This is a genomic window from Streptomyces sp. NPDC052236, assembly GCF_044548015.1.
Lineage (GTDB): Bacteria > Actinomycetota > Actinomycetes > Streptomycetales > Streptomycetaceae > Streptomyces.
On the sequence record NZ_JBIUBL010000021.1, the window covers coordinates 71,519 to 94,209 of the forward strand.

Genomic DNA, 22,691 nt, shown 5'->3' on the forward strand with positions numbered 1-22,691 from the left:
TCTGAGGCCTCCCACGTGAACGCGCGCCCCCTACGCCGACCCCTTTTCGCCGCCACCAGCACGGCGATCGCGGTTCTCCTTCTCGGTGCGTGCGCAGGCGGTTCGTCCGACGAGCCGGCCGCTTCCGAGGCCCTCACACATGTGCACGGCCTGGGTGTCGGTCCGGCTGACGGCCGGGTGTACGTCGCCACCCACGACGGCCTGTACACCCTTGGCAAGGACAAGCAGCCGCAGCGCGTCGGCGACCGCAAAGACGACTTCATGGGCTTCACCGTGACCGACGAAGGCGCCTTCCTCGCCAGCGGCCACGGCGCCCCGGGCAGCGACCGCCCCGGAAACCTGGGGCTCATCGAGAGCAAGGACGCGGGCGGCAGCTGGACCTCCAGGTCGCTGTCCGGCCAGGCCGACTTCCACTCCCTGGAATCAGCGCGCGGCACGGTCTACGGCTACGAGGGCGGACGCGTCCGCGCCACCCGTGACCTCGCAACGTGGGAGGACCGGGCCGTCCTCGATGCCCTCGACCTGGCAGCCGACCCGGCGAAGGACGGCCGGTTGCTGGCGACGACGGCGACGGGCGTGGTGGCCAGCGCCGACGGCGGCGTCACCTTCGGCAAGGCCACCGGCCCCGTGCAGGCGTACCTGTCCTGGCCGGCACAGGGCGCGCTGTTCGGCATCGACCCGTCCGGCAAGCTGCGCCACAGCGCGAACGGCGGCACGACGTGGGAGGACCTCTCGACCGTTCCTGGCACCCCGCGGGCGCTCACTGCCGTTGACGCCGAACGGATTCTCGTCGCCACGGCATCCGGCGACGGCTCGGAGTCCGGCGTCTACGAGTCGCGCGACGGCGGCAGGACCTTCACCCAGCTCACAGCTGCTGCCTCCTGACGCAGCCCCGGGACCGCCCCTGACAGCCGACCGTCGCCCTCGACACCGGACCCGCCGACCCCGGAGCCGAGCCGACATTGCCGACATCACCGGCGCAGCGCGCGGCAAAACAGTGGAAGTGACATTTTCACCGGTCGGCGAAGGACTGTGGCGGGGCCCCTGCGCATGGCCCGGCTCCCCCACGGTTCTGCTCGTCCGCCGGCGTGAACTCCGGCCTACTCGGCGAGGCCCAACTTGAGGGGCGCCCCGTCCACGAAGCCGATCTCGACTCGCAGGGGACCCGCGGTGCCGGGCACGGTGTGCAGGCCGTTGGGCTTTCCTCCGCACCAGCCTTCGATGACGCCGGCCGGGCCGGCCACATCGATGCCGGTGATGCCAACGGGTTGGCGGCGGTGCGCGGCGCTGAGGACAGGAGGGCCTTCGGGCCAGTGGATGAGGCAGGGCAAGAAGCGCCGGTCGAAGTTCTGGCCGAAGCCGGCCAGCGTGTACGGCGGAAAGCCCGGGCCCTCCGCGGGTGCCTCGATCACGGACATCTCGTGCGTGGTGGCCAGTTTGCGCAGCCGCCGCTCGTCCTCGACCGCCACCAGCCACGCCATCGGGACCAGAGGCTGCGAGGGGTGCGCGGCGAGTGCTTCCTTGTCGAACTCCAGCAGCGGCGGGGCGCCGGGCGCGGGAGCCTCACCGTTGGGATAGTGAATCTCCAGCAGCTGGCCATGCCGCAGCGGTACGACGAGGTTGGACAGTCCCAGACCCGGAATGGTCCGGCCGCGGGCGATACCCAGACCGGCCCGGCTGAGCGCCTGCTCGGCGTCGACCTTGGTCCGGGCGGCCAGCACCACGTGATCGAGCTCCATCCGATCTCACCTTCCGCCAGATCTCCGGCTGCACCGCAACCAACGCCACGCTATCCGTAATGAAGTTCGTTTTCAATAATTCTGAGCGGGAACCGGACCCGGGAGCGGCGATCGTGCCGGCCGTCGACCTCGGCGGGCGGATCCGCCCGAGGGGCAGCAGGTAGGGGGACGTCCAGGAGAAGGCTGCCGTCGATGGCTCGGTTGTGCGTGTGGACCAGCGCGCCCGCAGCGCGCTCGGGATCGATTGCGTGCAGCAGGCCGACTGAAGGAGGTCTGCCGGCAGCCAACCTGATGTCCGCGGCCAAGGTCGCCTCGGACCACGCGTACGTGGATCGGCAGACCGACCGCTGCCTGGGCACGCCCAGGCAGGGCAGTGATCCGGTGCAGCCTGAGCTGTGCCCGAACTGTCGTACACTTCGCCCTCATCTCCTGCGGCCACCGCGAGCCACTCCTGAACCCGGGCCGAAGCAAGCTGGGTTGTAACGAGGCCCCCGTCGCCACTGCGGATGGCCCCGGCTATGATCACGGCGTGGTCACGGATCGAGCGACGGTCGGCGCGCCGCGAGCCTGCTCCCGAGCGCTGACTGCGCCCCGGCTGCTGTGGCTCGCCGCGCTGCTCTTCGGGCTGCTCTACGCGCATGGTCTGAACGGCGAGAGCGCCGGCGGGCACCTCGACTCCGGGGTCGCCGCGGTGGTGACCGTCCACGATGCGGAAGCCGTCCACGGACCGGCGTCAGCGAGCGCCGACCGTCATGAAGACCACGACTCCCCCGCGCATCCGGACCAGGCCTGTGCAGTGGGCCAGCCCGACCATGGGGTCGACGTCTGGCCGCCCTGCGCCGGGGTGCTGGAATCGGCGGGCTTCAGCGCAGCGCGCGCGGTCGTCGGCATGAGTCGTGCGACTGGCGTTTCCCCCGCCCATCCACGGAGCTCTTCCATGGTGTTGCGCATCTAGGGAACCGCCGGGCCCACCGGGTGCCGGACCGCTCACGGTCCGAGCGCCCTTTCCCTGGGCTCCGCCAGTCCAGACAGTTCGGTGTTCCGCCCCTCGCGGGTGCGAGCCGCCCGGCCATTCGAGGCACTCGACGTATCGCCGTGCCCGGTGTGTGCTTGACCGCTCAGCCGTACGCGGCGGCTCGGGCCTGTGGTCCATGCCCGGGCCGCCCCCTCCGCCATGTCTCCCGCGCGGACGCCACCGGCCGGACGCCCACCGCCTCCTTCCGATGACGAAAGGTTTCCTTCCTTGTCCCTCATCACCGACCGCCCCGCACCGCCCGCCCCGCAGAGCGTGCATGGCCCCCATGGCTCGCAGATCCCGCCCACGGGCGGCCGGGCGGCCGCTCGGCGCGCCCGCTCCCGCCGCGCTCGCCGGCCCGCCTCGCTCACGGGGCGTTACGTGGGCTATGTGCTGTACTTCGTCGGGGCCGGGCTCATCTCCGGTGCCGTCGTGCATCATCCGCTGGACCCTGACCGGTACACGATGATCGGCGTGATCGGCGTGATGGTCTTCCTCGCCGCGACCGTGATCAATGAGTTCATCCTCGTCCGCAACCGTCCGGCGCTGCCGCGCATGGCCGTGGTGATCGGCGCGTCGCTGCTGCTCTCCTTCGGTATCGGCATGCTCGGCGGCGGTCTGCAGCACTTCGACGACTTCCCGGCACGGGGAGCCGTCCTCGTACCGCTGGGCATCGCCGTCTCGTTCGTCGCCTTCGTGATCAAGGACGCGGAGACGTCGTGGCGACGTATCTTCAGCCCCGTTGGGCTGGGCGTCCTGCTCGCCGTGATCGTCAGCTTCTTCGGCCTGCGGTCCATCGCCGACAGCATGGGCGAAGCCCCCGAAGGGGGCGGGCACAGCCACGGAACCGAAACCACGGAGGAGTCTGACGAGCACGGTGCCGAGGAGGAATCCCCCGCGCCGGCCTCCGAGTCGACGGCGCCACAGACCGGAACGGAGCCGAGCGAGAGTGCCGAAGCCGAGTCCGGTGAGGCGGAGGACGGTCACAGTCACTGAGACACGGCGTGCTCCGGTGTCATGGTGATCGCTCCTGCTTGCCGGGATGTGGTCGTTCGTCCCGTCAGCGGCGAACGGACGTCAGGCGCCGGGGCGCCGCCCGGCCAGGGGCGAGTCGATCCGGCTCCTGGCCGGCACCGGCGCCGCCCTGCTGCCTGAGCTCATCGGCTCCCACCCACACCAAAGCGGCGCCCCCGGCGTCGTACACCAGCCTGTCAGCCCAGGGAGCCCAGCAGGTCGTTGCAGGCCTGCTCGCAGCGGCGGCAGGCTTCGGCGCAGACGCGGCAGTGGTCCATGCCGGCGTGGCGTTCGCACTCCTCGGCGCATGCCTTGCACGCGGTCGCGCACGCGGTGAGGATCGCACGGGTGATGTTGGCGTCGTAGCCGGTGTGGCGGGACAGCACGGCGGCGGTGGCGGTACAGATGTCGGCGCAGTCCATGTCGGTGCGGATGCACTTGGTCAGGTCGCCCACCATGCCCTCGGACAGGCAGGCGTCCGCGCAGGCGGTACATGCCTGAGCGCAGGCCAGGCACTCTTCGATACAGCGCGCCATCTTCTCGCGGTCCACGTTGCCCAGGTCGGCGGGGTAGGTGCTCAGCATGTCCTTGACCACAGTGGTCATCTCTGCCTCCGGCGGTTCGCGTCGGTACGGCTCTCCTTCGCCTCATACGTGTAACACCGGGCGGAGGCGCTCAAACTGACCGGGCCCGCCCCGGCCGTCCTGTCACCCGGAGGCCGCGTGGTCGCCTTCACCGGTCACCGCGCGACCGGCCGCGGCACGGGGACCGCGTCGATGTAGAGCCGGTCACGGTAGCCGCTGCCCGGCCGGTAGGGCCCCGTACACGTGATCAGTACCAGGCGGGGAGGGCCTCCGGTGGCGACCAGCTCCGGGGGCAGCGCGCTGCCACGGCGCGCCGTGACCGCCCGCACCCGGTAGCCGAGCGTGCCGGCACCAGTGGTGACCCGCACCGGATCACCGGCCCGGGCCCGGGTCAGGGGCGCGAAGACCGCGGCCCCGCGCAGGGTGTCCACATGCCCGGCGATGACGGTGGTGCCCCGCCTGCTGCCCGGCAGTGCCGAGTCCTCCCACCAGCCTGCCGAGCGCCCGTCGCCGGGCACTCCCAGCCGCCCATCGGCCCCCACCCCGACCGGCACCACAGCGGCCTCGAGAGCGACACCGCGGCAAGAGTGACGCGGACCGGCACCGCCCCGACCGCTCGCGTCGCGCCGGGAGGAGATGAGGGAGCCTGGGCCTGCGGAACCGGCGCAGGCCTCAGGGCAGTTGGACGCGCCGGAAAGCTGGCCGCCGGGAGAACCGCCACCCACAGCCACAGGGCTGCCAACGCCCAGACTGTGCGTTCGCCGCGCCTGCTCAACGCTCAGGCCCATGTCTTCAGCGGCGGCGCAGTCGCCAGGTGAGCCGGGTGGCGACCAGTGCCGCAGCCGCCCCGCCCGCGACGAGCCATCCGGCGTTGTTGCCGTCGGCGCCGTTGTCCGTGTCCGCTGTGGCGAGACCGCCGTGGCCGGTGTCGACCGTGATCGGCTGTCCCGCGATGACCGCCTCGAACTGACTGTTCTCCCGCGACTGGGTCTTGTGCATCTCTTCGCACATCGCGCGCAGCTCGCCGTGCTCGGCCTGCTTGCGGCACTTGTCCGCCTCGGGCAGGAGCATGCCGTGGTGGTGGACGAAGTGACGGGAGATTTCCACGTCGAAGGTGCGGCCCGCCAGGCCGGGCAGCTTGTTCATCATGGTCATCATCGGCTCGGGCATCGGCGGCATGCTCGGTGTCTCGTCCGTGCCGTACCAGGCCTTCAGCCAGGACCGCAGCTGCGTGATTTCCTGGGACTGCGCGTCCTTGATCCGCCCGCACAGACCCCGCAGATCCGCCCGCGTCGTCTTGTCCACACACATCTTGGCCATGTGGACCGCGGCGAAGTGATGGTCGACGGTGGAGGCGAGGAACTCTTTTTCGTTGAACGCTGTGTCGCTGTCCGCGGCAGCGGTGGGCGCTCCGGCGAGGGCCAGACCGGCGGCCGTGAGCGCTGCCGCGCCTACGCGGCCAAGGGGTATTCGGGGGTTCATGAATGCTCCGATCTTCGAGCAACGGAAGTCATGAACCAGGTACCTCCCCACCCTCCAATGGCCTCCGCCGACCGCTCAGGTTCACTCGCATGCCCCGCGTGTCTCACTCGCGCAACCCTGTGGCCTTGCGGCACCGGTCAGCCTGGACTTGCGCTGCAGCCACGACGGGAGGGCAGACCCCTTGGCGTCCGCACGGGCACCACCGGTGCTCTCGTCCGGACGCCATGGGGGCGGGGCGGTCAGGCCTGGTAGGCGACGTTCGCCATCATCCCGGCCTCGCCGTGGTAGGCGTTGTGGCAGTGCAGCATCCACTTGCCCGGGTTGTCGGCGTCGAAGAAGACGGACAGCTTCTTCTTCGGCAGGACGATGGCGGTGTCCTTGCGCGGGCCGGAGCCGCCCAACTGGTAGGTGTGGCCGTGCAGATGCATCGGGTGCCACATGGTCGTGTCGTTGACGAAGTCGAGCCGGACCCGCTGTCCCTCCTCGATGAGCATCGGGTTGGCATCCGGAGCATCCATGTCGAACGGCTTGCCGTTGACGGCCCAGTTGTACTTGTCCATGCCGCCGGTGAGCTTGATCTGATGCGTGATGTCCGTCTTGGCGGACTTCAGCCGTACGTCGTCGGCGGCGCGCAGCTCGGAGGCGGTCACGATCCGTCCGTCGAGTTCCTTCGGCCGTACGGTCGCCGAGGGCGTGCTCCCCGATCCCGTACGCACCAGGGCCAGGCCGTTGGCGTCCTTGCCCTCGGCTACGGCGACCAGCGGGAAGACCCCGTCGCTAAGGGTGACCAGTACGTCGTACCGCTCGCCCATCCCGATGAGGAGCGCGTCCACCTCCTGGTGCTCGACCGGGAAGCCGTCGGTGTGGGTGATGGTGAGCCTGTGGCCGCCGAGCGCGAGCCGGTACGCGGTGTCGCCGCCCGCGTTGATGATCCGCAGTCGGACCTTGCGGCCGGGCTTGGCCTTGTAGACGTCCGGGTCGGCGGGGACGCGGCCGTTGATGAGGTGATGCGGATACTTCACATCGCCGGCGTCGCCGCCCAGCAGGTCGCTCTCGGCGCCCATGAGCATGAACTTCCCCGACATGCCGTCGGAGGTGGCGGAGGGCGAAGGGGACGGGGAATCTCCCATGTCCATCCCGCTCATGTCCCCCATGTCGTGGCCTTCCATGCTGTCGGGGCTTGAGCTGGGGCTGCTGCTGTGACCCATGTCCATTCCGCCCATACCTTGGCGGAGTTCGGCGAAGACCTCGTCGGGGGTGCCGGTGACACCGTCGACCCAGTCGTCCAGGACGACGACCCACTCGTCGTCGTACGACAGCGGTTCCTTCGGGTCCTCGACGATCAGCGGCGCGTACAGGCCGCGGTCGAGTTGGACGCCGACGTGCGGGTGGAAGAAGTACGTGCCCGGGGCGTCCGCGACGAAGCGGTAGCTGAAGGCGGACCCGGCCCGGACGGCCGCCTGGGTGGCGGGCGGCACCCCGTCCATGTCGTTGCGCAGGGCGACGCCGTGCCAGTGGATCGACGTGGCGGTCTTGTTCGGGAGCTGGTTGGACAGCTCGGCAACCAGGGTGTCACCGACGGAGAGCCGTACCTCCTTGCCCGGGGTACGGCCGCCGAAGGCCCAGGTGTTGGCCCTGACGCCACCACCGAGGTCGATCCTGGCGGCTGCGGCGGTGAGGGTGAGCTTCTGCTGCCGTCCGGTGCTCGCGCGCCTCTTCTCGGTGCGGGCGACTTCGGAGCTGGAAGGGCCGATGAGGGCGGGAGCGTTGCTGGAACTGCCGCTACAGGCGGCGAGTGTTCCCGCCCCGGCGACGCCGAGTCCGGCGAGCAGGACAGAGCGACGGTTGACGCTGTTCACGTTCACGATATGAGCCTCTTTCTCGGCTGAGCAAGTGGTCGCGCGGCGGAGAGACGACACAGAGGTGCCGTCGGCGCGGCCTATATGCGCAGCTGAGAAAGGACCGAAAGATCGGGCGGCGCACGGCCGATCGCGCGGGCAGGCACCAGCCCGGTGGAGGCCTCGTACAGGCTCGGGAACTGCTCAACCCACCCCAGGAGAGGAAGGGGAAGCTGCACCGTCTCGGCGCTCGTGGGGGCACAGTGCTGCATACCAGGAGCGGAGCACGCGCCCGCTCCAAGGCCATGCGCGGACGAGCCCGCGATAGACAGTGGCTGCTCCAGGGGCATGGCGTGTCCGCTGTGCCCGGCAGGCATGGCAGGCATGGCAGGCATGGCGGAGGCGTGCGCGGCGGAGACCCTGGACGGGAGGCCGGCTGCGGCCGTCCCGTGGTGGACGAACACGGCCAGCGCGACACACAGGGCGAGCAACGCCCCGTACGCCCAGCGGACGGCGCTGCCGCCACTGCCCGCCGTCCCTATCGCCATCGTCTCCACCGTGTTTCCGTGCCCCAGGCAGCGCACAGCCTGTGACCGGCGCCAAGGTTCCGCCACTATACCCCCGGGGGGTCTTGAGCGCGCTCCGGCTCCGAACCCCGCTCCCGAGCCGCGCCGGTGGTTCCGGAAGGCCGCGGCCGCGGACGGCACCGGTGCTTGCGCGCCGCTTCCTGTTGCACCGCCCGCGACCGCGACCCGTGTCCGGCCGCACAAACACGCGGCCGGCGTCACCCGTCACCGCACCGGCGAGGCCAGAGAGGCGCCAAGGCCTCCGATGACACCCGCCACCGGCATGGGTACGAAACATATTAGTAGACACAGGCAATGCCGAGGCGCTCTCATTCACCCAAAGGGCGATCAGGGCCGGACGGGAACCGAGATCGATCGGCACGGCGGCCGATGACACAGAAAGCATCAACGGGAAAGAGGGCAGGACCCTGAGCACGCCCACCCCATTTCCCCTACCGGTATACGTCAGTCGTATTCGGCGATCCACGACCAGGAAAGGCGGCGGGGGCCGCCGCCAGGCCGTAGCCTTCCCCCTGTCCTTCGCTCAGTAGCCGCCGGGGGAGCCCCCGCCTTCGCTCGGTGCCTGGTTCGCCTGGCCGCCGACCTCAATGTGGGCCTCCATGCCGAGTTGCTCGTGGCCGCTCACCGGACACCACAGCCGATACGTTCCCTCGCTCAGCGTGACCGTCAGCCTGGCCTGCTCCCCACCGGGGACGACATCGGTCTCGGCGGAGTCCACGCCCGGCCCCGAGATGGCCAAGGCATGCGGGGCCCGGCCCACGTTGTCGGCCGTAAAGGTGTACTCGCCAGGGGGGAAGAAGTCGCGGGACAGCCTCAGGTTGTACTCGGTCTCGGTGACCGTCACCCCCGTGCCCGCCTCTGGGGCCGTACGGCCGCCGTCCCCGCCGCCCGAACACGCAGCCAGGAAGAGCAGCACACCGGCTGCCGGGGCAGCTGCCCGCATGGCGAGGGGTTGGGTCATCAGCGCCCTCATGTGCCTCATCCCCTCACGGGGGCCAGCGGGCGCGCGGACCGGGGCAGGCGGCCCCGATCATCGCGGCCACGGTCCCCTGCATAGGAACGCGTGCCCGAAATCCTCCCGTTCAGCCTCGCGCGACTTCGGGGCACTGCTCCTCGCAGCTGCCTTCCACGACACGGCTCGCCTGGTCGCGCCGTCCAGGACCCAGCCGTCATTGCTACTAATCAATTTCGTAACTTACGATGACGGCCAGCCGCCGGTCGGGCGAACCCCTCTGGCTCCCCGTCCTGACCGGTCGCCGGCGGCCCAGCAATCGAGGAGCAGCCCCATGCGCACCTGGCTGGCCCGCAGATGGGCCGTCGCAGCGGTGGTCACCGTGATCGCCGCGATCGTCATCGGCGTTCCCACCGGCGTGGTGCCCACGCCCTTCTACACCCGGATGACGCCGACGCTGTGGTGGAACTACCCGGCATGGCTGGGGAGTTCCGTCCTGGAGGGGCTCCTCGTTGCCACATACGTCCGTGTCGGCCCGGCGCGGTCCGCCGAAACCGAAGGACAGGAGCGTCCCCGCACCGCGCGGGCGCTCGGCGCCGGACTGCTGTCGGCCTTCGCGGTCGGCTGCCCCGTCTGCAACAAGCTCGTGGTGTTGGCCATGGGCGTCAGCGGCGCGCTGTCGTACTTTGCACCCTTGCAGCCGGTGCTCGCTCTCGCCTCGGTCGCTCTTCTCGTTCATGCTCTCGTGCGGCGCCTGCGCACCACGGCCGCCTGCCGGATCCCCGCGTGACCGGGCGGGTGCTCCGGGCTCGGCGGCGAGCGCGGACTCCCTGCGAAGTTGGGCACCGGCGGCGGCCGGCGGACTGCTTCTCTACACGTCCTTCCCGCCCGCCGGGCTGTGGTTCCTTTTCCCGCTCGGCCCGGCACTCCTCATCGTTGCGGTCCGGGGCCGCACCAAGCGGTCAGCCTGCGCAGCGGGTGGCATCTTCGGCATCGCCTTCTTCGCCCCGCTGATCGCCTGGCTTGCCAACCTAGGCCTGGTGCCGTGGATCGCGCTGACCGTCGCGCAGGCAGCGATCGTCGCCCTCGCGGCGATACTGCTGCCCCGGCTGCTCACGCTGCCCGCCTGGCCGCTGTTCGCCGCCGCGTGGTGAGTGGCGATGGAGGCCGTGGCGGCTGACTCATTGCGGTGCGCGCGACGACCGAAACTCTCCCCGCCGGCCCTCGCTCTTGGCCGGCGCTAGTGCGCGCTCGTATCAGACGCCTCGAATGCGGCGTCGCCGTTGAGGTAGCGCTTCGGGGAGGTGCCGACGGTTCGGCGGAACGCCGCGAGAAACGCGCTCGCTGTCGCGTATCCCACGGCGTGTGCGACCCGGGACACGGGTCGGCCTTCGGCGAGGAGAGGCAGGGCGGCGCGCAGCCGCACATGCGTGCGCCAGCGATCGAAGCTCATGCCCGTGTCGTGGACGAACAGCCGTGTCAGGGTGCGTCGGCTCACTCCGACGGCCCGTGCATGGGCTTCAAGGCTCCGAGGGTCCGCCGGATCGGCAAGCAGCGCATCGGCCACGGCGCATACGCGTTCGTCGACGGGATACGGCACATCGATGGGCACGGTGGGCAAAGGGTGCAGCAGATCCAGCACGACCGCCTCGGCCCGCAGTCGCACGTCATCGGCGAGGTCCTGCCGGCTGAGGTAGTCGATCAGGTGAGCCAGCAGCCCGTCGACGCCGACCGGCGTGGGATCGGTCCAGTCCAGAGGGCACCGGCCCGGTTCGAGGTAGAGGCTGCGCAGCACCGCGTCGCGGGTGGCACCGGTCCGGTGGACGACCCCCGCGGGCAACCACAGCGCCCGCGTGGGAGGCAGGACCCAGTAGGTGTCGTCAACGGCGACGCCGAGCACACCACGTCGCGTCCAGGCCAACTGATGCTGCGGGTGGCTGTGCGGAGGTATCCACTGCCCGGCCGACAACGGAAAGTCGCCCACGACGATCGCCCCCACCCCAGGTGGGACAGCGCCTGCGACAGCCTCGGTCATGCGCCCCAGCGTATGTCCTCAAGGCGATACGGCATGGCCTCGTAGCGGATTGTGGCCAACACGACCGGTGCATAGCGTCATCGCATGCCGATCATTCATCAGTGCCACCGGTATTACCGCAGGACGGACGCGTCGGCCACGCCCACGGGACGCCCGTCATGACATCAGCAACAACCCTGGCCACAGGCGCTGGCCGCCGCCGACCGGCGCTGATCGTGCTCTGCTTCGTGCAGTTCATGCTCGTCCTGGACGACACCGTTGTGAGCGTCGCTCTCCCCAGCATCCGGGACGATCTCGGCTTCAGTGCCGCGGGCCTGGCCTGGGTCGTCAACGCGTACTTCCTCGCCTTCGGCGGGCTGCTGTTGCTGTCCGGACGCGCCGCCGACCTGCTGGGCCGCCGACGCGTCTTCCTCGGCGGCGTGGCACTGTTCGGCGCCGCGAGTCTCGCCTGCGGGCTCGCCCAGGAGCCCTGGCAACTCGTGGCCGGGCGGTTCGTCCAGGGTGCGGGCGCGGCCATGGCCAGCCCGGCCGCGCTCTCACTGATCACACTCCTCTACCCAGGTACCGAGGAGCGCGCCAAGTCGCTCAGCATCTGGGGCGGCATCGCCGGTCTGGGCGGCACGATGGGCCTGGTGATCTCCGGCGCGCTGACCGGCCTCACCTCCTGGCGCTGGATCTTCCTGATCAACCTGCCCGTCGCCGTACTGGCCCTGATGCTTCTCCCGAGCCTGGTCGCCGAGAGCCGGGCCACCCGCAGAGCACGCCTGGACATACCTGGTGCGGCATTGGGCACCGGCGCCGTCCTGTCCCTGGTCTACGGTCTGCTCCAGGCCGGGGAGTCGGGCTGGGGTGACATGGCCGTCGCTGGGCCCCTGCTCGTTGCCGTCGTCCTGGCCGTCTCGTTCCTCGCGGTCGAGTCACGCACGGCCGAGCCACTGGTGCCGTTGTCGTTCCTGGCCTTGCGGACCCGAGCCGTCGCCAACGGTGCGACCCTGCTGTTCTCCGCCGCTATGTACGCGATGGCCTTCCTGCTGATGATCCACCTGCAGACCGTGCTCCGCTACGGCCCCCTCGAGGCAGGCGTCGCCTACCTGCCCTTCGGCGCCGGAATCCTCTCAGGCATGTGGCTCTCCTCCCACGCGGTGATCAGGCTCGGGATGCGCCGGACCCTCGTCACATCCTTCCTGATCAGCTCAGCCGGGCTCCTTCTGCTGTCCGGCGCGGCGCCGAGCGACAGCTACGCATCCGGCGTGCTGCCCGGCATGCTCGTCACCAGCCTCGGATGTGGCCTGAGCCTGCCCGCCCTGACAGTCGCCGCGCTCACGGGCACCACCGAGGAGAACGCCGGCCTTGGCTCGGCCGTTTTCAGCTCTGTCCAACAGGTCGCCGGTGCTGTCGGTGTGGCGGTACTGGTCACCCTGGCCGCACGCCGCAGCGACGCCCTGGCCGACTCGACCGGCCCGCTGCACGCCGCGACGGAAGGCTTCTCGCTCGCGCTCACCCTCGCTGCCGCCCTCCTCGCACTCGGCGCCGCCCTCATCGCCACACTGCTCACCAGCCGCCGCTCAGGATCCGCAGCCGACGCCCGCGAAGCTCCAGCAAAGCACGGGTAGCCGCACACAACTGCTTCTTCGACCGCCCACTCGCCATCGCGGCCGGATACGACGCGGCGCACTGGCTGCGCATCGTGGACCGGCATGAGCAGACCAGCGCTCGGGGTCGCATCGAGATCAAGGCATACACTCTGTGTCCCCCTCTTCGCCATGAGCAACTCACGCAGCCCGCACACCCTTTGTTAACCCGCCGTTCCAGGACCGGGTCCGCCATGCGGCAAGAGACGCGCTACGATCACGGCGTGGTTACGTACTGGTCTCCCTCCAGCGTGCAGCGGACCCGCCCATGGGCGGGTCTGCTGCATCTGCTTGGGCTGGCCACCATGCTGTTCGGCCTTGTATACGCCCACAGTGTGAGCACGGAGGGTATCGCAGGTCACCTCGCCTCCAGCTCGGCAACGACCACCCAAGGCGGCAGCGGCCAGACCGGAACCGCCACCGTGCACGCGGAGCAGGCATCCCTGGAGACGCCGTCGGGCCCGCAAGACGACGGCCATGACTCCTCCCACCCCGCACAGGAATGCGTCCCCGGCCAGCCCCAGCACGGCGTCACTCTCGCCGCACCCTGCGCCTCCCCGCTGAGCAGGGAGTTCTCCGCCTTCGAAGCGACTCTCCATCAGCCCGCCCCGAGCGAAACGAAGCCGGCCGGGTCCGGGCTCGCGGAGTCCAGAACGTCGGCCGTGATGCAGGTCTAGGTTTCTCGGCGCGCTGCCCACTGGTCAAAACCGCCCTCGGACATACGGCCCATTGATGTCCATTGTTTGCGGCTTTGGTCAGTTCCTGGCGTCCGTCCTCCCGCATCGCCTCTCGCAGGCCGTGAACGGGCCGGACGACGGCGCTCACTCACCGCTCGCCGACTATTCCTCGCCGTTGCTCTCTGCCCGGCTACTCCGGGGAGACGGCTGCCGCACGGAGGCTCTGTGCCGATCCCATCCCTCGTACGTCTCGCCCGCCGGGGCTCACCGTCGCCGCGGCTGTTACTGGCCTGGTTGCTGGGCGCCCTCCTGCTGACCGGACTCCTCCACTGCCCCACTCCGCCCCATGACGCGGACCACGGTCACCACCCCTCGCTGGTACTGGCCGGTGACACGTCACCGAAGGCCGAGTCGAAGGACGAGCCGGCCGACAGGGATGCGCCCCAGCATTCGCATTCCGGCGCTTCCTGCACATCCCTGGGCGTGGTCCCCCAGGCTCAGGGCAGGGCGAACTCACCCGCGCGCGTGGCCGTACTGCTTCCTCCCGCCGCAGTCGTGACGACCGCCGCCGCACAACTCATGCCGACTCCGGACCGGTCTCCTGAACGCCGGATAGCCAGACCCGGCCGCACCACGCTCACGATCGTCTGTCGGTGGCGCATCTAGACCTCTCGCACGCAGCCGTACACAACGGCTGCCGCATGCTGCCCACAGGGCGGGGATACCTCCTGCCCATGGTCGGGCCGCGTGCGAGATGGGCGAACACCTGACGCGCATCATCGAACGAGAGCGGACCATGAACTCCCCCACCACTGATCTGACACCCCCCACCCGATCTGCCCTCTCCGGGCTGGTCGGCAACACCCCTCTGTTGCACGTCTCCGAACCCCTCGCCTCGGCGGGGCGAGGCTTCTGGGCAAAGCTGGAGGGCTTCAACCCCGGCGGCATCAAGGACCGTCCCGGCCTGCACATGGTCGAACGCGCCCGCGCCCGCGGCGACTTGAAGCCCGGAGCGCGGATCATCGAGTCCACCAGCGGCACCCTCGGCCTCGGCCTCGCCCTGGCCGGAATGGTCTACGGCCACCCCGTCACCCTGGTCACCGACCCGGGCCTGGAAATGTCCATGACCCGGCTGCTCACCGCGTACGGAGCCCAGGTCAACCTCGTCTCCGAACCGCACCCCACCGGCGGCTGGCAGCAAGCCCGCCGCGACCGGGTCACCCAGCTGATGGAACAGCACCCCGGCTCCTGGTGCCCGGACCAGTACAACAACCCGGACAACACCACCGCGTACACCCCACTCGCCCTCGAACTGGCCACGGAGCTCGGCCACATCGACGTCCTGGTGTGCAGCGTCGGCACCGGCGGGCACTCCGCCGGGGTCTCCCGGGTACTCCAGCAGCTCTACCCCGACCTGAAACTGGTCGGCGTCGACACCATCGGCTCCACGATCTTCGGCCAGCCCGCCCGCCCCCGCCTGATGCGCGGGCTCGGCTCCAGCATCTACCCGCGCAATGTCGCCTACGACAACTTCAGCGAGGTGCACTGGGTCGCCCCCGCCGAGGCCGTATGGACCTGCCGCGAGCTCGCCTCGTCCCACTACGCCACCGGCGGCTGGAGCGTCGGAGCCGTCGCGCTGGTCGCCGGGTGGCTCGCCCGCACCCTGCCCGCGGACACCCGGATCGCGGCGATCTTCCCCGACGGGCCACAGCGCTACCTCGGCACGGTCTACGACGACGACTACTGCGCCGCCCACGGCCTGCTCGACGCCCCGCCCGCACCTGAACCGGAGGTGATCGGCCGCCTGAACGAAAAGGAGGTCACCCGCTGGACCCGGTGCACCACCGTGGCCGACCCACTCGCCGTGAACAACCGGGACCAGGACGCCGATGTGGCGGACCTCGCCGCCGGGTCCGGGGCCGACTCCGAGGAGGAGGCCCGATGAAGGGGATCTACACCCAGGTACGTACATACGAGCGCAGCGTCCAGTTGTTGATGGTGAATCAGTTCACCATCAACCTCGGCTTCTACATGCTGATGCCCTACCTGGCGACGCATCTGGCCGGCCCGCTCGGCCTGGCCGGCTGGCTGGTCGGACTGATTCTCGGCGTACGCAATTTCAGCCAGCAGGGCATGTTCCTGCTCGGCGGCACCCTGGCCGACCGGTTCGGCTACAAGCCGCTGATCATCGCCGGTCTTGTGCTGCGCATCGCCGGCTTCGCAACGCTCGGTCTTGTGGAGTCCGTACCGGCCCTGCTGGCCGCCTCGGCGGCGACAGGCCTGGCCGGGGCGCTGTTCAACCCTGCCGTACGGGCCTATCTGGCGGCGGACGCGGGTGAGCGCCGGGTCGAGGCGTTCGCGCTGTTCAACGTCTTCTACCAGGCCGGGATTCTGCTCGGCCCGCTGGTGGGCATGCTGCTGACCGGTGTCAGCTTCCGCGTCACCTGCCTCGTCGCGGCCGGGATCTTCGCCGTGCTGAGCATCGTCCAGATCCGGGCCCTGCCCGCCCGCCGGGGCGACGACGCGACGCCCAAGCAGGACCAGGAGGGCGTGCTGTCCCAGTGGCGCGGAATCCTGGCCAACCGGCCGTTCCTGCTCTTCTCCGTGGCCATGATCGGCTCGTACGTCATGTCGTTCCAGGTCTATCTCGCGCTGCCGCTGGAAGTACGGCGGCTGGGCGGGGAAGGAACGTTCGGCACGGCGGCGGTGGCCATGCTGTTCGCCGTCTCCGGGCTGAGCACGATCCTCGGCCAGACCCGGGTGACCGCCTGGTGCAAGTCCCGGATGGAACCGGGCCGCGCGCTGATGTGGGGGTTGCTGACCATGGGCGTGGCGTTCGTGCCGCTGCTGGTAGCCACCGCGATCCCAGTGCCGGACGACGGCATGGGGCTGTGGCTGCTGGCCGCCGTGCCTCCGGCGCTCTCCGCGCTGCTGCTCGCTGTCGGGACGATGATCGCGTACCCCTTCGAGATGGACACCATCGTCCGCCTCTCCGGCAACCGCCTCGTCGCCACGCACTACGGGCTCTACAACACCATCTGCGGCATCGGCATCACCCTCGGCAACCTGCTCACCGGGGCCGCACTCGACGCGGCCCGGGACGCCGGAATGTCCGCGCTGCCATGGATCGCACTGCTCGCGCTCGGCCTCGCCTGCGCCGCCGCCCTGCACGGGCTGCACCGCACCGGCCGACTCGCACCACCGGCGCACGACACACACGCCGAACTCGCAACGGCCTGACACAAACGGCCCCGTAACAGAGGGGCGGGCGGTACGACGACGCACCGCCCGCCCCTCCGCCCCGCCGCGCCCACACTCCAGGAGCGACGATGCCCACCCCTGCCCACAAGGCCACGACTTCCCTGCGGCTGCATCCCTTTCGCGCTGTGCGCTACGACCCCGCCCGGATCGGCGACCTGTCCACCGTGATCGGCCCACCGCACGACGACATGGACCCCGCCCACGCACAGGCCCAGCACGGCCTGCCCCACCACATCTCCCAACTGCTGTACGCGCACGACCCATACGCCGCCGCAGGACAACTGGAACGGTGGTTGCGGCGCGGGATACTGCGCCGGGACGCCGATCCCGCTCTCTACGTATACGAGCAGCGCCGCGGCCCCGAGGTCCTACAGCGCGGCCTGATCGGCGAATTGCCGCTACTCCATCACACCATCGCTGTGGTGCACCCCCACGAAGCCGTACGGACTCACGTGGTCGCCCAACGCGCCGCCCATATGGCGGGACTGCGCGCCCAGCTCGAACCGCTGCTCCTTACTCACCGCAGCGGAGACGGTGCGGCAACCCAGCTCGTCGAGCACATCACCGGCCGCCCCCCGGTGGCACTCACGCGTCTCGACGGGATCACCCACACCCTCTGGGCCTGCACCAACCCAACCGAACAGGCGGAACTAACCACAGCGCTGACCGGCACTCAGGCGCTCATCGCCGACGGCCACCACCGTCACGCGGCCTGCCACTGGCTCAGGGCGGAACAATGCGGACCCGGCCCCTGGGACCGCAGCCTGGCTCTGCTCATCGACTCGACCGCGCATCCACTGCAACTGAGCGCGATCCACCGCGTCATACCCGGCCTTGAAGCGAACAAGGCCGCCGCCGCAGCCTCCGACGTGGCCCGCGTGCGGCCGCTGCCCGGAGGGCCACGACCGCCCGGACCCGACGAATTGGTACTCGCCGGGTCCGGGCGGGCGTGGAGCGTCACCGATCCCGACCCGGGAGCGCTGTCCCAAGCGCTGGCAGGACGACCGCCAGAGTGGCAGGAGCAACCCGCGGCCATCGCCGACCACCTGCTCCTCGCACGAGCCTGGTCGGTGCCTGACCTGCCCGGCGCTGTACGCCATGTCCACGGGGTCGACCGAGCGCTGACTGCGGCGTCCACGCCCGGTGCCGGCACGGCGGTCCTGCTGCCCGCCGTCACCGAATACACCGTACGAAGGCTTGCCGCCGCAGGAGTACTGCTGCCCCGCAAGTCGACCTCGTTCGGCCCGAAACCGGCCGCCGGACTGGCGCTGCGGGTCCTGGAGAACCCTTAAATCCGGGCGAGTGGATGGGGACGTCAGCCCGATGTCCCCATCCACGTTCGCCTCCCGCACGGCGAGCGCGGCGGTGGTGGTGACGAAGACGGCTCCACCGTACGAGGCGACTGCGAACCGGACAGCAGCGCAGTACAGACGGAGCCGAGGAAAAACAAAACGACCAGCATCAGGACGGCGTCCGCAAGCACCGGCGGCCCACTGCCGCCAGGTGTCAATGCGGGCCATCCCCCGCCGCTGCTGATCCGCAACCGCCGGGTCCTGCGGCGCCTGGACAGCCCGACCACTCTCCCGGTGGGCTTCGGCGGTGAGCGCCCTCAGATCAGCGCATACACGCTCCAACGCGGCGACCGAGTGCTGTGCTACACCGACGGCGTGATCGAGGAACGCGACGAGGAAGGAGAACCGTTCGGCGAGGAACGGCTCATCCGCTGCATCAACCGCATCGAGAACACCGAAGAAGGAGTACGGGCCGAGGTGCGCCGGCTCTCCTACACCCTGAAGCGGCCAGCGACGATGCGACCCTCTTCATCATCGAGTGGTGCGGCGGCGCCGCGGACCACCTCGCCGTCCTGGAGTGAGCAATACCGACGGCTCCGTAGGCTGCGCAGCACTCGAAGCAACGGTGACGGAATCCCACCGGTGCCTCGCGCTGGCATCGAGACCGCCGTGCCTCGCGCGCCTACGCGATGGACGCTCTTACCGGAGTCAACAAGATCAAGATGCTGAAACGGCAGATGTTCGGCCGAGCCAACTTTGACCTGCTCCGCATTCGCGTCCTCCACGCCCTCTGATTTACGGGGCGTCACGAGTCCACAAGACCAGTGCCAGAACCGGTGAATAATCAGCAGCTCCGTCAGCGGTGCCCGGCGCGCCCGCTCCACCGCCGCGCACGGCTCGTTCGCCAGGAGGTCACCGGCCTGCCGGCCAGGGGCGCGGGCTGACCGCTGTCAGGAGCGCACCAGCCGACCGATGGCGTCGGACGCCTCCTTGAGCTTCAGCTCCTTCTCCTCGCCACCCATTTCGACGGCGTCACTCACGCAGGTCGCCATGTGCTCGTCGAGCAACTGCAGGGCAAAAGACTGCAGGGCACGGGTGGTGGCCGAGACCTGGGTGAGGACGTCGATGCAGTAGGTGTCTTCCTCGACCATGCGCTGAAGACCGCGCACCTGGTCCTCGATGCGGCGCAGCCGCGTGAGCACATCGGCGTTGCGGCGGTATGAAGGGGCGGCGAGAAGGGGAGGGCAGAACATGAGGGGGCAGGCCTGGGCGGCGTACGGGGGTACCAGGACATCGTGCGTCTACGTATTCACTTCGTAGTGAACATCTCCTCGGCACTGGCAATCACGGCCGTACGGCCGCATGAGGCCACTAGAAACCGATCCGATCGCGAGGCGGGGCCGCGGGAACCAAACACATCCGGCACACGTCTACTAAAATACTTAGTTACACCGTGGATGGAGGACGACTGTGCAAGACAGCCGACGCGGGCACCTGAAGCCCGCAGAGCGACGGCACCGGCGCAGGCGGCTGGGGGTCGCCGCGCTTGCCGTGGCCGGAATCGTCACTCTGACCGCCTGTAGCCAGACCGCATCCGGGGCCTCGGAGAAACCACCCGCCCAGGATTCAGGGTCGGGGGCGGACGCCGGAGCGGCTCCCGGGGAGAACGGGTCGGCTGCCGTCACGGTCTCTCCCGCCACGGACGGCAAGGACGTCATACCCGGTGAGCCGATTACGGTGAAGCCGGACGAGGGGAAACTGGCGTCGGTCACGGTCACCGCCGGGGACGGCAAGGTGCTCGACGGCACACTGTCCGCCGACGGTGCTTCCTGGACCTCGTCCCAGCCCACCGGGTATGGCACCACCTACACGCTCAAGGCCGAACTCGCCGCCTCCGACGGCGCCGAGGCGGCGACCAGCACAAGCAGCTTCACGACGCTGAGCAAGGACGAGATCTTCGTCGGCACCTACAACGTCAACAAGGGCACCACCGTCGGCGTCGCCCTTCCGGTGTCGATCGTCTTCAACAAGGCCATCCACGACAAGGCGGCGGTGGAGCTCAAGCTGAAGGTGACCTCCTCCCCGGCTGTCGAGGGCGCGTGGAGCTGGATGAAGGACCGGGACGGCAAGGACCGGATCGACTACCGGCCCAAGGAGTACTGGAAGCCCGGCACCAAGGTGAAGCTGGCAATGGACCTGGCCGGCGTGAAGAACGGCGACCTGGTCGGCACACAGAACCGCGAGGTCGACTTCACCATCGGCAAGTCGGTCGTCAGCACGGTGGACGTGGTCAAGAAGACGGTCACCGTGGCCGAGAACGGCAAGGTCCTCAAGACACTTCCGGTCTCCACCGGGAAGAAGACCTTCGAGACCTGGAACGGCACCATGGTGGTGCTGAGCAAAGTCCCGACGATTCGAATGAACTCCGCCTCGGTCGGCATCTTCGGCCCCGAGGCGTACGACCTCGGGGCCGTCAAGTGGGACGTCCAGCTCACCCCCTCGGGCACCTACGCCCACGCCGCCCCGTGGAACGAGGGCAAGTTCGGCAAGGTCAACTCCAGCCACGGCTGCATCGGCATGAGCACGGACGACGCCAAGTGGTTCTACGACCGGGTGAACTACGGCGATCCCATCACCGTCGTCAAGTCCACGGACACCGTGGCCGTGAACAACGGCTACGGCAACTGGAACGTCGACTGGGCGACCTGGAAGAAGGGCAGCGCGCTGGCCTGACGCCCTCGCGCCCGTCAGTCGGTAGTCCGGGATCGAGGGAGAACCAACACAGCCTTGCCCACCGGTCGCGTGCCGGCAGGCAAGGCTGTGTCATGCGATACCGCTATGAGAGGGACCAGGCGTCCCTGTCCATGTCGATGTGTTCCGGCGACTGAGCAAAGACATGGATGCTGTCATGGCGCAGGACTCCGTCCAGGCACCGTTCGGATGGATGAAGCAGCCCACCCTCGTCGGCCGGCCGCTGCGCCGGTACAAGGGCGACGTGAAGGCCGGGGAGACGGCCAAGGAGAACGAGTGGTACGCGGTCACGCACTCCGGTGAAAAGGCCGCGATGTCCGCGGGCGGAATCCGGCTCGTCCGAAGACATGGAGTGCGTGCCCGGCATCTCCTCAGGCTCAGCAGTGCTGCGCCAGGGCCGTGGCATCGTCGACTCCGTCGCCGCGCAGCCCTCGGGGTGCGCCAGGTGTCCGGCGCGGTGAAGCAGTCAGGTTTCAGTCTTTGGAGATCCCGACGGTGCGATCTTCCTGCCGGGCCCACAGGAGCCTGATCTCCTCACGCAATGCCTCCACGTCGGCCGGGGAGGCGGGCACCCTGGAGGATGCGTTGCTCTTCGGCCGACGGCTCATCATGAACCACATCATCAAGCCCATGCTCAGGGGGCACGCCAGGAGAAACAGCGGGTACAGAAACCCAGGCATCATAACCTCCAGAGCTCATAACTACTAAGTACCTTAGGTTAGATTCCACGGCGACGCCACGCTGCGCCAAGGACTTCGGTCACGGCGGGAGCCGACAGCCGGCGCGACAGCGCCCGCCGACGCCGCTCCGCGCCAGGCGTGGAGTCGTCGCCTCCACGATGGTGCACCGGCCGGGAAGGCGCGGTGCACCGGTGCGCTCGCCACCCGGATCCAGATTGCCGGCGGGACCTTCCCGCGACCCTGCCGGTCAGAGTCCTTGCCCGAGCCGAAGGCGCGCACATCACTATATTACTAAGTAGTGTAGTAGCTTGCTGATCGTGGGTGCCGAACTCCGCACCGGCGCGCAACCGAGCCCTGCACAGTTTTCTTCCGGCCCTTGTGCTGCCGTTTCCACTTGCCCCTGCCCGCAGGACCGACCGCCCCCTGGCGGATGGCGACACCTGGATCAGGTTCATGGATCCCGCGCACATCCCCTTCCTCGTCGAGCAGCACCGCAGCACTTCCCTGACAGCTTCTTCGCCCGTCTCGGCCCCGGGGTTCCTTACCGCGTACTCCTGGACCTACCTGACCGGCGCCCACGCACGTGGCTACATAGCCGAAAGGCCACGGAGAGCCGGTCGGCTTCCTCGTCGGAGTGACCGACCCGGCGGGCCACCGCCGGCATATCCCGCGCGTCCACGGCCGTAAACTCCTGCTGCGCGGTCTGGGAAGCCTGGCCCTGCGCCCCCGGCTGGCCCCGCACTTCATACGTACGCGGCTGGAACCGGCCGGTCCCCGGCCCTTCGGGCACCACTGCGGTCCTGGCGCATGTCGCGGTGGTCGAGCAGGCCCGTTGCGCCGGAATCGGCACGGCCCTGATCGCGATTCGTCGAAGAAGCCTACGCCGCCGGATGCGCGCGCGTCCGCCTCGTCACCGTCGCCGGTGACGGCGGGGCCGGGCCGTACTACGTGCGGCTCAGCTGGCCGTCCCAAGGAGAGACCGGCACACCGGACGGGCGGCGGCTGGCCACCTACGACTTCACCCCGCGCGGCCGTCACGCGCCGGAGTCCCACTAAATACAGCACATATACCTACCCATGCTGCCCGCCGGAGCACTTGCGCATCCCGCCGCTCCCAGCCCCTCCCCAGAAGTCCTGCTTGACCACCCGAAGG

21 protein-coding genes and 1 pseudogene are annotated in these 22,691 nt (G+C 69.4%); 13 read left to right on the forward strand and 9 right to left on the reverse strand.

Annotated elements, in window-relative coordinates:
* Positions 1-15: 15 nt before the first annotated feature.
* On the forward strand, positions 16-885 hold the full coding sequence (locus ACIHCQ_RS29765; RefSeq protein WP_399668942.1) for a F510_1955 family glycosylhydrolase: 870 nt from the start codon (positions 16-18) through the stop codon (positions 883-885).
* 215 nt (positions 886-1,100) lie between these two features.
* Here the strand turns inward: ACIHCQ_RS29765 and ACIHCQ_RS29770 are convergent, their stop codons facing one another.
* Positions 1,101-1,739 (reverse strand): VOC family protein, encoded by a 639-nt coding sequence (locus tag ACIHCQ_RS29770; RefSeq protein ID WP_399668945.1) that lies wholly within the window; start codon positions 1,737-1,739, stop codon positions 1,101-1,103.
* A 529-nt stretch (positions 1,740-2,268) separates the two neighbouring features.
* Between ACIHCQ_RS29770 and ACIHCQ_RS29775 the strand changes: the two genes are divergently transcribed.
* Together ACIHCQ_RS29775 and ACIHCQ_RS29780 are read left to right on the forward strand one after the other, a co-directional pair.
* A complete protein-coding gene (locus tag ACIHCQ_RS29775) occupies positions 2,269-2,694 on the forward strand; it encodes a hypothetical protein (protein WP_399668948.1) in 426 nt (141 codons plus the stop codon).
* 288 nt (positions 2,695-2,982) lie between these two features.
* The gene (locus ACIHCQ_RS29780; protein ID WP_399668951.1) at positions 2,983-3,750 is read left to right on the forward strand and encodes a hypothetical protein; all 768 of its coding nucleotides are present in this window, start codon (positions 2,983-2,985) and stop codon (positions 3,748-3,750) included.
* Positions 3,751-3,965: 215 nt separating this feature from the next.
* Here the strand turns inward: ACIHCQ_RS29780 and ACIHCQ_RS29785 are convergent, their stop codons facing one another.
* The 6 genes from ACIHCQ_RS29785 to ACIHCQ_RS29810 all read right to left on the reverse strand — a co-directional run bounded on the left by ACIHCQ_RS29785 (position 3,966) and on the right by ACIHCQ_RS29810 (position 9,220).
* Positions 3,966-4,373, reverse strand: coding sequence for a four-helix bundle copper-binding protein (locus ACIHCQ_RS29785; RefSeq protein ID WP_399668954.1), 408 nt, complete (start codon positions 4,371-4,373; stop codon positions 3,966-3,968).
* Positions 4,374-4,507: 134 nt separating this feature from the next.
* Positions 4,508-4,894: a class F sortase gene (locus ACIHCQ_RS29790; protein ID WP_399668957.1), complete on the reverse strand. Its 387-nt coding sequence runs from the start codon at positions 4,892-4,894 to the stop codon at positions 4,508-4,510.
* A 250-nt stretch (positions 4,895-5,144) separates the two neighbouring features.
* Positions 5,145-5,834, reverse strand: coding sequence for a DUF305 domain-containing protein (locus ACIHCQ_RS29795; RefSeq protein WP_399668960.1), 690 nt, complete (start codon positions 5,832-5,834; stop codon positions 5,145-5,147).
* Between the two features lie 239 nt (positions 5,835-6,073).
* Complete coding sequence (locus tag ACIHCQ_RS29800) at positions 6,074-7,693, reverse strand: multicopper oxidase family protein (RefSeq protein WP_399669240.1); 1,620 nt, start codon at positions 7,691-7,693, stop codon at positions 6,074-6,076.
* 80 nt (positions 7,694-7,773) lie between these two features.
* On the reverse strand, positions 7,774-8,220 hold the full coding sequence (locus ACIHCQ_RS29805) for a hypothetical protein (RefSeq protein WP_399668963.1): 447 nt from the start codon (positions 8,218-8,220) through the stop codon (positions 7,774-7,776).
* Between the two features lie 562 nt (positions 8,221-8,782).
* Positions 8,783-9,220: a copper-binding protein gene (locus tag ACIHCQ_RS29810; RefSeq protein WP_399668966.1), complete on the reverse strand. Its 438-nt coding sequence runs from the start codon at positions 9,218-9,220 to the stop codon at positions 8,783-8,785.
* Positions 9,221-9,545: 325 nt separating this feature from the next.
* On the opposite strand from ACIHCQ_RS29810, the gene ACIHCQ_RS29815 reads away from it, so the two are divergent.
* Positions 9,546-10,001: a hypothetical protein gene (locus ACIHCQ_RS29815; protein ID WP_399668969.1), complete on the forward strand. Its 456-nt coding sequence runs from the start codon at positions 9,546-9,548 to the stop codon at positions 9,999-10,001.
* Positions 9,949-10,365, forward strand: a complete 417-nt coding sequence (locus tag ACIHCQ_RS29820; protein ID WP_399668972.1) for a hypothetical protein — start codon at positions 9,949-9,951, stop codon at positions 10,363-10,365. The genes ACIHCQ_RS29815 and ACIHCQ_RS29820 overlap by 53 nt, the downstream gene beginning before the upstream one ends.
* Positions 10,366-10,451: 86 nt before the next feature.
* On the opposite strand, the gene ACIHCQ_RS29825 is transcribed toward ACIHCQ_RS29820, so the two are convergent.
* Positions 10,452-11,246, reverse strand: a complete 795-nt coding sequence (locus ACIHCQ_RS29825) for an AraC family transcriptional regulator (RefSeq protein ID WP_399668975.1) — start codon at positions 11,244-11,246, stop codon at positions 10,452-10,454.
* A gap of 158 nt (positions 11,247-11,404) precedes the next feature.
* Here ACIHCQ_RS29825 and ACIHCQ_RS29830 point away from each other — a divergent pair, with 158 nt between their 5' ends.
* The 7 genes and pseudogenes from ACIHCQ_RS29830 to ACIHCQ_RS29860 form a co-directional block, all read left to right on the forward strand.
* A complete protein-coding gene (locus ACIHCQ_RS29830; RefSeq protein WP_399668978.1) occupies positions 11,405-12,859 on the forward strand; it encodes an MFS transporter in 1,455 nt (484 codons plus the stop codon).
* Positions 12,860-13,101: 242 nt separating this feature from the next.
* Positions 13,102-13,554: a hypothetical protein gene (locus ACIHCQ_RS29835; protein ID WP_399668982.1), complete on the forward strand. Its 453-nt coding sequence runs from the start codon at positions 13,102-13,104 to the stop codon at positions 13,552-13,554.
* Positions 13,555-13,779: 225 nt separating this feature from the next.
* Positions 13,780-14,220, forward strand: a complete 441-nt coding sequence (locus ACIHCQ_RS29840; protein ID WP_399668985.1) for a hypothetical protein — start codon at positions 13,780-13,782, stop codon at positions 14,218-14,220.
* 130 nt (positions 14,221-14,350) lie between these two features.
* Positions 14,351-15,499 (forward strand): PLP-dependent cysteine synthase family protein, encoded by a 1,149-nt coding sequence (locus ACIHCQ_RS29845; protein ID WP_399668988.1) that lies wholly within the window; start codon positions 14,351-14,353, stop codon positions 15,497-15,499.
* Positions 15,496-16,794: an MDR family MFS transporter gene (locus tag ACIHCQ_RS29850; protein ID WP_399668991.1), complete on the forward strand. Its 1,299-nt coding sequence runs from the start codon at positions 15,496-15,498 to the stop codon at positions 16,792-16,794. Before ACIHCQ_RS29845 ends, ACIHCQ_RS29850 begins: the two co-directional genes overlap by 4 nt.
* Positions 16,795-16,883: 89 nt before the next feature.
* The gene (locus ACIHCQ_RS29855; protein WP_399668994.1) at positions 16,884-18,107 is read left to right on the forward strand and encodes a DUF1015 domain-containing protein; all 1,224 of its coding nucleotides are present in this window, start codon (positions 16,884-16,886) and stop codon (positions 18,105-18,107) included.
* 213 nt (positions 18,108-18,320) lie between these two features.
* Positions 18,321-18,688 (forward strand): annotated as a pseudogene (locus ACIHCQ_RS29860) (PP2C family protein-serine/threonine phosphatase); the annotation flags it as partial.
* Between the two features lie 369 nt (positions 18,689-19,057).
* Here ACIHCQ_RS29860 and ACIHCQ_RS29865 read toward each other — a convergent pair.
* Positions 19,058-19,360 carry a metal-sensitive transcriptional regulator gene (locus ACIHCQ_RS29865; RefSeq protein WP_399668997.1) on the reverse strand — a complete coding sequence of 101 codons (303 nt, stop codon included), beginning with the start codon at positions 19,358-19,360 and terminating at the stop codon, positions 19,058-19,060.
* A 217-nt stretch (positions 19,361-19,577) separates the two neighbouring features.
* Between ACIHCQ_RS29865 and ACIHCQ_RS29870 the strand changes: the two genes are divergently transcribed.
* On the forward strand, positions 19,578-20,840 hold the full coding sequence (locus tag ACIHCQ_RS29870; protein WP_399669000.1) for an Ig-like domain-containing protein: 1,263 nt from the start codon (positions 19,578-19,580) through the stop codon (positions 20,838-20,840).
* Positions 20,841-22,691: the final 1,851 nt, after the last annotated feature.